This window comes from Nostoc sp. ChiVER01, from assembly GCF_034531155.1.
In the GTDB taxonomy this organism is placed as follows: Bacteria; Cyanobacteriota; Cyanobacteriia; order Cyanobacteriales; family Nostocaceae; genus Nostoc.
On the sequence record NZ_JAVRBS010000011.1, the window covers coordinates 21,234 to 30,701 of the forward strand.

Annotated in this window: 7 protein-coding genes; 5 read left to right on the plus strand and 2 right to left on the minus strand. The window is 43.8% G+C overall.

Going from position 1 to position 9,468, the window contains the following annotated elements; all coding sequences use genetic code 11:
• Positions 1-59: 59 nt before the first annotated feature.
• Together RMY00_RS16000 and RMY00_RS16005 are read right to left on the minus strand one after the other, a co-directional pair.
• Positions 60-1,082 (minus strand): DUF6745 domain-containing protein, encoded by a 1,023-nt coding sequence (locus RMY00_RS16000; protein WP_322648479.1) that lies wholly within the window; start codon positions 1,080-1,082, stop codon positions 60-62.
• A gap of 81 nt (positions 1,083-1,163) precedes the next feature.
• Positions 1,164-1,424 carry a hypothetical protein gene (locus RMY00_RS16005; RefSeq protein WP_322648480.1) on the minus strand — a complete coding sequence of 87 codons (261 nt, stop codon included), beginning with the start codon at positions 1,422-1,424 and terminating at the stop codon, positions 1,164-1,166.
• Positions 1,425-1,897: 473 nt separating this feature from the next.
• On the opposite strand from RMY00_RS16005, the gene topA reads away from it, so the two are divergent.
• The 5 genes from topA to RMY00_RS16030 all read left to right on the plus strand — a co-directional run bounded on the left by topA (position 1,898) and on the right by RMY00_RS16030 (position 9,392).
• A complete protein-coding gene (topA, locus tag RMY00_RS16010) occupies positions 1,898-4,558 on the plus strand; it encodes a type I DNA topoisomerase (RefSeq protein WP_322648481.1) in 2,661 nt (886 codons plus the stop codon).
• A 257-nt stretch (positions 4,559-4,815) separates the two neighbouring features.
• Positions 4,816-4,956, plus strand: coding sequence for a hypothetical protein (locus RMY00_RS16015; protein ID WP_167407621.1), 141 nt, complete (start codon positions 4,816-4,818; stop codon positions 4,954-4,956).
• On the plus strand, positions 4,931-5,428 hold the full coding sequence (gene aroQ / locus RMY00_RS16020; protein WP_322648482.1) for a type II 3-dehydroquinate dehydratase: 498 nt from the start codon (positions 4,931-4,933) through the stop codon (positions 5,426-5,428). The genes RMY00_RS16015 and aroQ overlap by 26 nt, the downstream gene beginning before the upstream one ends.
• Positions 5,429-5,525: 97 nt before the next feature.
• A complete protein-coding gene (locus RMY00_RS16025; protein WP_322648483.1) occupies positions 5,526-6,464 on the plus strand; it encodes an ADP-ribosylglycohydrolase family protein in 939 nt (312 codons plus the stop codon).
• A gap of 243 nt (positions 6,465-6,707) precedes the next feature.
• Positions 6,708-9,392 carry an HD family phosphohydrolase gene (locus RMY00_RS16030; protein ID WP_322648484.1) on the plus strand — a complete coding sequence of 895 codons (2,685 nt, stop codon included), beginning with the start codon at positions 6,708-6,710 and terminating at the stop codon, positions 9,390-9,392.
• Positions 9,393-9,468: the final 76 nt, after the last annotated feature.

Below are 9,468 nucleotides of genomic sequence, written 5' to 3' on the forward strand. Positions count from 1 at the left end.
CAAATTAACCATTTGTGTCTATGTTGACTATTTTTTTAGTTTGTTGTCCAATTCAAAAATCAGGTTTGCACAGCAAATTCTTCTGGTTCTATTCCCCAATTTACCCAGCGAATTGCTTCACGCGCTGATTTCATATTCGGTGGAACTCGTAAGGCGTGAATAAAGCTTGTGCTAGGACAAGTCATTTTTAATAAATAAATTGCTTCTTCATCAACATCAGCATCAATTTTTAATAGTGTATATTCTTGCCAAGTATCTAATTCAATAGCTTGCAATTCTTGGCAAATTCTGGTGTAACCAATACCCTGAATTAACACTCGGCGTAGTTCGGCATTTTCTTCTGTTAAAAGCCATTGAGATTGCCATTGCTGCGGGTGGACTTTACCGTATTTTTCAGGTAAAGTTACACCGTGATGGGAATACAAACTATATCCATCGGTAAATTCAATGGCGGGTTCGCCTTCAGCGTGGAGGCGATTTTGATTGTCGAAGCGCAGGTGAAGGGGGCGATCGCAGATGATACAAATATCATCATACGCAAACAACCAAGCACATTCTTGAATTAAGGATTGAAATACTTTCCATTCCTGTTGAGGATGAACAATGTTCAAAACAGATATACAGAAATCAAAAAACCCAATCATCGAATTACCGAGCTTTTCAGGTTCAAAGCAGCACTCGATAAGTTGAATTTTAATCCACCATGAATAATAATGTTCTACTAGTTTAGCGCTAAATTTGCCCATTAAGTCGCGGAATATTTGATTATTGAAAGGATTGTCTGCCAGATAATCCAAACAGTTGATTAACTGCTTACATAGTTGGTTCCCAAGCTGTTGATCAAGTGTTCTCGAAAGTTCTACAAGGAAATGAGTTGAAAATAACGTCGCTAAACTATTTGGTTCATAGTAATTGTCTAGAAAATCAGGAGGCAGTTGTTTTAGCATCCAGTTGCAAGCTGCATAAGGACTATCCTGAAAAAAAATTTTAGGCTGTTCATAGTTAATTGCAACATAGGCGGCTTTTACCGCTTTTGCCGCTTTTTCACGATCAATTCGCTCACTTGAAAGCGCGATCGCCACTTTTCCCGATAAACTGGAATCAAAGCCTCTTGCTCAGGCGTTAACTTCTCAATCAGCTACATATCGCCAACCTTCAGGCTCCTATTCCCGTTGAATTTTCACCATCCAGTCACCTTGGGGAATAGAAATAGCTTTATGCTCCTCATGGGCAAGTAATGCAAACTCTGAAAAGACACGCAAATAGAGTGTGCTATCTTTATCGTATAATTTTGGGTCTTCCTCAGTAATGCGATGCTTATGCCCTGCAACTTCGCCCTCGGTCAAAGTTAAGTGAGGTATTTTTTGTCCTTCAATTTGCTGCACAGGCAGTAAGATTACATCACCTTGACGAATCGGTTTCATGGTTTTGCTTTCCTGGCATGGGTACAAACCCCATTTCGCTTTTGCTCTCAAGTTTGGTTTAATCTTGGCACAAGCTCTTAAAGATTGGGGATTGGTTAGGAGTTATGAGTTATGAGTTATTATTCTCCCCCTGCTCCCCTGCTCCCCTGCTCCCCTGCCCCTCTGCTTCCCCTGCTTCCCCTACTTCCTCATCTCTCACTCCCCATTCCCCAATGATATTTTGAAAACTGTAGTCGCCAATTATGCGTTAGATAAGTTAAAGATTGAAATAGCTGGAAATTCACACCCAGCGTTCTCCTCCTCTACCCTCTGGGACAGACTGGGCCATAAGTTCAGCAGATTTTATCCCAAGCGGGCAGTTTATGTGAGGATTAAATCACTGCCCTAAGCGTGACCTTTTATCTTGACAATTTGCAAAAATTACCTCAATTTGACTGTTTAGCTTAGTAGCTCTTCTTTTTATTGAAATTTCCATGTCAACTCTCGTCATTGTCGAATCTCCAACCAAAGCTCGTACCATTCGCAACTACCTACCAGCAGGCTATCAGGTGGAGGCGTCTATGGGTCATGTGCGTGACCTCCCCCAGTCGGCTAGTGAAATTCCTGCTGCCGTCAAAGGGGAATCATGGGCGCAGCTAGGGGTAAATGTGGACGCCGACTTTGAACCGGTGTATGTTGTCCCGAAAGACAAAAAGAAAATTGTTACCCAGCTCAAAGATGCCCTCAAAGATGTAGATGAACTGATTCTGGCAACGGACGAAGACCGAGAAGGTGAAAGCATTAGTTGGCATTTATACCAATTGCTGAAGCCGAAAGTTCCGACTAAGCGGATGGTGTTTCACGAAATAACCCAAGAGGCGATTAAAAAAGCTCTGAAAAACTGCCGCAATATTGATGAGCAATTGGTTCGCGCTCAAGAAACACGGCGGATCTTAGATCGACTGGTGGGCTATACTCTGTCTCCACTGCTATGGAAAAAAATCGCCTGGGGATTATCTGCTGGGCGAGTGCAATCTGTAGCTGTGCGACTTTTAGTCACTAGGGAACGCCAACGCCGCGCTTTCCGTGAGGGTACATACTGGGATTTGAAAGCTAGTTTGTCAAAGGAAAAAACCCCCTTTGCTGCCCAGTTGGTAACATTGGCAGGAACCAAAATTGCTAACGGCAGTGATTTTGATGCAACAACCGGACAAATTACCGCAGGTCGCAATGTCTTGTTGCTCAACGAAGACCAAGCGGTAGCCCTCAAGGAACGCCTAACAGGGAAAACCTGGAGTGTTACCGAGATGGAGGAACGCCCAGTGACGCGCAAACCGTCACCACCGTTCACCACTTCAACGCTGCAACAAGAATCTAACCGGAAATTGCGCCTCTCAGCTCGTGACACGATGCGGGTTGCCCAGAATTTGTACGAGCAGGGGTATATTACCTATATGCGGACAGATTCGGTGCATTTGTCAGATCAAGCGATCGCAGCTGCTCGGAGTTGTGTAGAAAAGCTTTACGGTCAACAATACCTCAGTCCCCAACCCCGGCAATACACCACCAAATCCAAAGGCGCACAAGAGGCACACGAAGCAATTCGTCCCGCAGGTAGCAGCTTCCGCACGCCTCAAGAAACTGGTTTGGGCGGTCGAGAACTTGCTGTCTACGATTTGATTTGGAAGCGGACTGTCGCCTGTCAAATGGCTGATTCCCGCCAAACTCAAATTACTGTGCAATTGCAAGTTGAGGATGCAGGATTCCGTTCTTCTGGTAAACAGATTGAATTTCCAGGATACTTACGTGCCTACGTCGAAGGTTCAGACGACCCAGAAGCAGCACTAGAAGACCAGGAAGTGATTTTGCCGAATCTGAAAGTAGGAGATCATCCCGATTGTACAGAGCTAGAAGCAGTTGGGCACGAAACCCAACCGCCAGCTAGATACACCGAAGCAACTTTGGTGAAAACCTTAGAAAGCGAAGGTATCGGTCGTCCCAGTACCTACGCCAGCATCATTGGCACAATCATTGACAAAGGTTATGCCCATTTGGTGAGTAACGCTCTCATTCCTACCTTCACCGCTTTCGCCGTCACCGACTTGCTGGAAAAATATTTCCCGGACGTTGTTGATCCCAGTTTTACCTCGAAGATGGAGCAAACTCTGGATGACATTGCCACAGGTGAAGCGAAATGGCTACCCTACTTGCAAAAATTTTATCTAGGAGAGAAAGGGCTAGAAACCCTGGTAAAAGAACAGGAAGGTCAAATTGATGCCACCAAAGCTAGGACTGTTGAACTGGAGAATCTAGATGCGAAAGTCCGCATTGGGAAATATGGCCCCTACATTGAAGTCGAAAACGGTGACGGAGTTATCACCGCTTCAATTCCCAAAGATTTGACACCAGCCGACCTCGACCCCAAACAGGTAGAAGTATTGCTGCGACAAAAAATCACAGGGCCTGACCAGGTAGGCCGGCATCCTGAAACTGGTGAACCGATTTATGTGAAAATTGGTGCTTATGGGCCTTACGTTCAATTGGGTGACAAAACCGACGAAAACCCCAAACCTAAACAAGCCTCCCTACCCAAAGGTGTTACTCCAGAAACCGTTACCCTGGAAATGGCTGTTGGTCTGTTGGCACTACCCCGGACATTGGGAGTTCATCCAGTCACTGGTGGCAAAATCCAAGCAAGTTTGGGGCGCTTTGGCCCTTATGTAGTTCATGACCAAGGTAAGGAAGGCAAAGACTACCGTTCTCTAAAAGCTGCTGATAATGTATTGACAATAAGCTTAGAACGTGCATTGGAATTATTGGCTGAACCAAAAAAAGGACGCAATTCTACAAACAGCAAGTCAAAGGCAGCTTTACGCGAATTGGGTACACATCCAGATGATGGAGAAACAATTAACATCTACGATGGCCCCTATGGCCCTTACATCAAGCATGGCAAAACTAATGTAAGTATCCCAGAAGGTCAAACGGTAGAAAATGTAACGTTGGCTGAGGCGCTGAACTTGTTGTCAGCTAAAGCATCGACAGCGAAATCGACTCGTAAAACGACTAAATCAACGACTTCTAAATCTAAGTCAACTGCTAAGTCAACTGCTAAGTCAACAACCTCTACGAAAAAAAAGGCAACAGAAGGTTAATTGCAACTTAAGAGTCCAAAGTCCGATCCCTAACTCTTGACCCTTGATATCCATCCTTGATAGGATGCAGTTCAGTAGGTGCAAGTGTGATACTCTAAAAAGTAAGGGAAAACACAACGCCAAATTTTAGAAGTGGCTTATGTCCCAAACACGGGATTGTTTATCAGCCCGTTTGGAAGCCAGAGGTGCGAAAATATGCCAATTTCTGCGTACCTGTTAATCAAAAATTGAGGTAGTATCTCAGGAGTCGTCAGTTCATGGACTATATAGAAAAGGTGCTGGAAAAGGTTAAGGAATTAGCACGGAGGCTAATTGAGAGCCTGTTAGGGCCAGAGGCAGAACCGGAACCGGAACTGATTCCGATTCCTGTAAATGATCGCTCGCGTCGTCGCCACTAATCTCAAAGTGCTCAACTCGACGTTGCAACCCTTAAGCATTCTGGCACTGCATGGGCCAAACTTAAATTTGCTAGGACAGCGAGAACCAGGAATTTATGGTGCCTTGACTCTAGCTGAAATTAATCGCCTGTTAGAAGAAGAGGGATTCAAGATACAGGCGAAAGTTTTTTCTGTGCAGTCAAATCATGAAGGAATTTTAGTAGATACTATTCATGCCGCATTAGGGCAACATCACGGGATTTTGATTAATGCAGGGGCATATACACACACAAGTGTGGCGTTACGAGATGCGATCGCGGCTGTTAACTTGCCCACAGTCGAAGTACATCTGAGTAATATTTACCGCAGGGAAGATTTTCGCCATCATTCGTACATCGCCCCAGTAGCGATTGGGCAAATAAGTGGTTTTGGCGGACAAAGTTACTTGTTGGGCTTACAAGCTTTGGTGAATTATTTAAGAGAGACGCGATAAATCGCGTATAAGAGTTAGGAGTTAGGAATTGGTAGTTGGTAGTAAAGTTAGGAATTAGCAATATTTCATTAACTCCTCACTTCTAACTACATACTTTATGCGTTACTCTCCTATAAGTCGGTTTAGAGGTACTTTACTCGGAGCATTCCTGGGGGAAAGTTTAGCTATTGGTGATATACAGTCTTGGAGTTACCTAGATTTGGGCAGAATGGCGGTTCTGGGTACTGAGAGTTTGATTGCGTTGGGTAGATTAGATTTAAATGATTGGATAGCGCGTCAGCAACAAGAATCTCTTCATTTAGCAGCAACTGATGACATATCGATCAAAATAATTCTTGCGACACTACCAGTAGCACTTTTTTTTCACGAAAATCCAATTAAGCTCCGGCATAACTTGCTGCATGTCCTAAAAATGTGGGAGGATGACCCAATAATCAGGGATGGAACGCTAGCAGTAGGATATGCGATCGCTCTTGCCTTAACTGAAAAACTTAACCCTCAAACCCTTATCCCACAAACGATTTCTTTTCTCGGACAAACTTCGACATCAATACCAAAAAAATTATTAACAGTTCAGAATTTATTAGAGCAAGGGGCAGGATTGTCAAAGGCGCAAGCTGAGTTTGTTAAAGAAGAACAACTCAGTAACACTATTGCTATGGCGTTCTACTGCTTTTTGAGTACCTTGGAAGACTTTCGGCTGGCAGTTTTGCAGGCTACTCACAATGGCAATTTCATGCAACATGCTACCCCTCTAAATTTACAGGCTACAGGTGCAATTACTGGTGCTTTATCAGGAGCATATAACGGTATAGGCGGAATTCCCATAAATTGGCAAGTCTTGCTCTTGCAGAGGAATTCTCCAACATGGGGATTAACTAGCTTTTCCCAAATGTTAAAATTGGCGGATGCATTTGTGGCGGTGTGGTCGGGAGTGTATGATCTTACCTTAAATCCAAGGGAGTTAACTGAGGAGGGATATGAGGTGGCTTTGCTTTCAGTTTACGCAGCTCCTCGCGTTATTCGATCGCGTTAATCCTATTTTTACCGAACAAAGCAACGGTGCGGGTACTAAACACTGAAGACTACTAAATCTGGCCAATAACTAAAAAACTTATATACTAGAATTTTTCAGCAAACTTTTGGACTGATTCTGTAGGTAGCTATCATGGCAAGCTTTAATTAGGCTTTGCCACCCTAGTTTCAGTAGCCGCAGAGTAAACTTCCCTGATGATTGTCTATTTTGAGCTATCAAAATCAGCAATTGCAGGCAGAAATAATGAAAATAAAGCAATTTTTGCAGTTCTTAACCCAGCAATTGACTAACTGGCGGCGACAGTACAAAGGACTACGCCGTAAGGGAAAGTTAATGAGAAGTCCCAAAAGCAAAACCCATAGAAGGGAACTTCTAAGGACTGTGCTTAAGAATATAATTCTATTTTTATCAAAAACCAACGATAAAAGCGTAGGCGTAGCCAGCCGTAGGTATCGCCGAAAACAAGAAAGAGCGCTTCAGTCAAAGACAAAATCGGTCAAAACTAAGAGTACTATTTATGCAGTTGCTTTAGATTGGGTACATGAACAGTGTTCCTTAGTAATTTTAGCGATCGCTCTAGTGTCCCTGACTGGTGTTATTGGGCATAGACTATACAACCAGACTCAAATTCAAGTAGGGAATCCCGCGCCTCAAACAATTACAGCGCCTTACACAGCTAGCATTGAAGATCAGAAAAAAACAGAATCACAGCGCCAAGCCGTTAGTCAAACATCCTTACAGGTGTTGATGATTAATGCGCGAATGAACGAACAAATCAACGAAAATTTGCAAAAACTTCTGGATGATGGCAACGAAATTCGCACCGTTGCTGGAGCTTTTCCTTTTTTTGATCCTGTAGTTTTGTCCATTTCTACCCAGCGTTACCTCCGCTCTTGTCCTGACTCGGAATGGAAAGCACTGCTAATAGCTGTAGAAAATACTAAAAATCAGCAGAAGAAAGGAACAGGACGAACCGCCGCCTCATCCGCACCTAATCAGCCACTAACGCCACAGAAGACAAAGCCTGTTGATTTTTCTCAAAACACTGATTTTACTCAAGCAGTAGCAGAACTAGAATCTTACCGCGTCACTTCTGAGAAAAACTTGTCTTTAGTGATTTCCCAAATTTCCCAAGCACGGCAAAGATACACCCAAGCCACTACTAAACTTTTACAGTTAGAGACTGTTACTCCAGAACCACTATACGAAGAATCCGTACTTTTGGATTTGTCAGATGAAGAGTGGGAAAAAACACAAATGGGAATCCATCAGAGTGCAGAGCGGATTCTCACCCAAGGCATCCCACAAGGACTGCCAAAAAATATCTTACAGGATGCGGTGAGTTTACAATTGCAGTCCTTTGTACCAGAATCCGCCGAATCTTTGGCAAAGAACCTGTTGTTAGCTGTACTCAAGCCGAATCTGCAAAAAGATGAAGAACAAACTAGAGAAAACGCTCAAAAGGCTGCTGCTGTAGTTCCACCCGTGATGGTGAAGGTACGGGATGGCCAGGTAATTGTCAGAAAAGGAACGCCGATTACTGCATGGAACTTTAAGCTGTTGGAACATTATCACCTGGTTCGCCGGGAGGTAAAATGGCAGGAGTTGGTAAAGTTAGCAGGCGTTATTGCGATCGCCATTGCCATTTTTGTCTGGGTAGAACGGCATGTCAATTATGAATTGCGACAACGCGATCGCTTGTTGGTGTTACTGCTGACTTTGAGTGTGCCAGGGTTGGTAACGATGGGATTGCCTTATACCACCTGGAGCGCCCTTGGTTTATTGTTAGGAAGCTTCTATGGCCCCATTTTGGGGTTGACAGTTGTCGGATTGCTGTTGCCAATATTAGCTATTAGCTTGGATATAAGCAAGGCTGCGCTTTTAGCTGGTGTCGGGGGAGGAATATTAGGTAGTTACATAGCGCAACGATTGCGATCGCGTGAGGAATTAGCATTATTGGGGGTGGCGATCGCTTTAACTCAAGGCGGCATTTATCTGGTTGTTAAAATTTTAATTGGTCAAGCGTTTGGTTCAACTTGGTATCTCGTCCTCCGAGAAGCCGGATTGTTTGCTTTATCCGGTTTAGGCTGGAGTGTTGTAGCTTTAGGCTTAAGTCCTTATTTAGAAAAAGTTTTCGATTTAGTTACCCCAATCCGTTTAGCGGAGTTGGCGAACCCTAACCGCCCTTTATTAAAACGACTTGCTACAGAGACTCCCGGAACTTTTCAACACACGCTGCTTGTAGCTACCCTTGCCGAAGCTGCTGCCAAAGAACTAAGATGCAATGTTGAACTAGTCAGGGCTGGCACACTATATCACGATATTGGCAAAATGCACGATCCCCTTGGATTTATTGAAAATCAAATGGGGGGGCCGAATAAACATGATACAGAGATTAAAGACCCTTGGAAGAGTGCAGAAATTATCAAAAAGCACGTAACTGAAGGGTTAGTGATGGCGCGTAAACACCTTTTACCGACAGCAATTCAAGCTTTTATTCCAGAGCATCAGGGAACGATGCTGATTGCCTATTTCCATCATCAAGCCCAGCAAATGGCTCAAGAAAATCCAAGTTTAACAGTAGACGACGCAGATTTTCGCTACGATGGCCCGATTCCCCAATCACGGGAAACCGGAATTGTCATGTTAGCAGATTCTTGCGAAGCGGCGTTGCGATCGCTTGAAGCATCGGCTAAACCTTTGGCAGAAAAGCGATCGCTTAAAGATGTTTCGACTGAACAAGCTTTAGCAATGCTTAATAATATTCTGCGTGCCAAATGGCAAGATAATCAACTCGTAGATTCAGGATTAACACGAGAAGAAATGTCAAAAATTGCCCAGATATTTGTAGATGTTTGGCAGCAATTTCATCACAAACGGATTGCTTATCCTAAGTTAAAGGCTAATGGTGCTGTGCGGAATTCTTAGTTAAAAAACTTAGTACAGCTTTGCGTAAAAAAATTATAGCGTTTTTAATGCAAGGGGACGCGTTGCCACTGTCAGC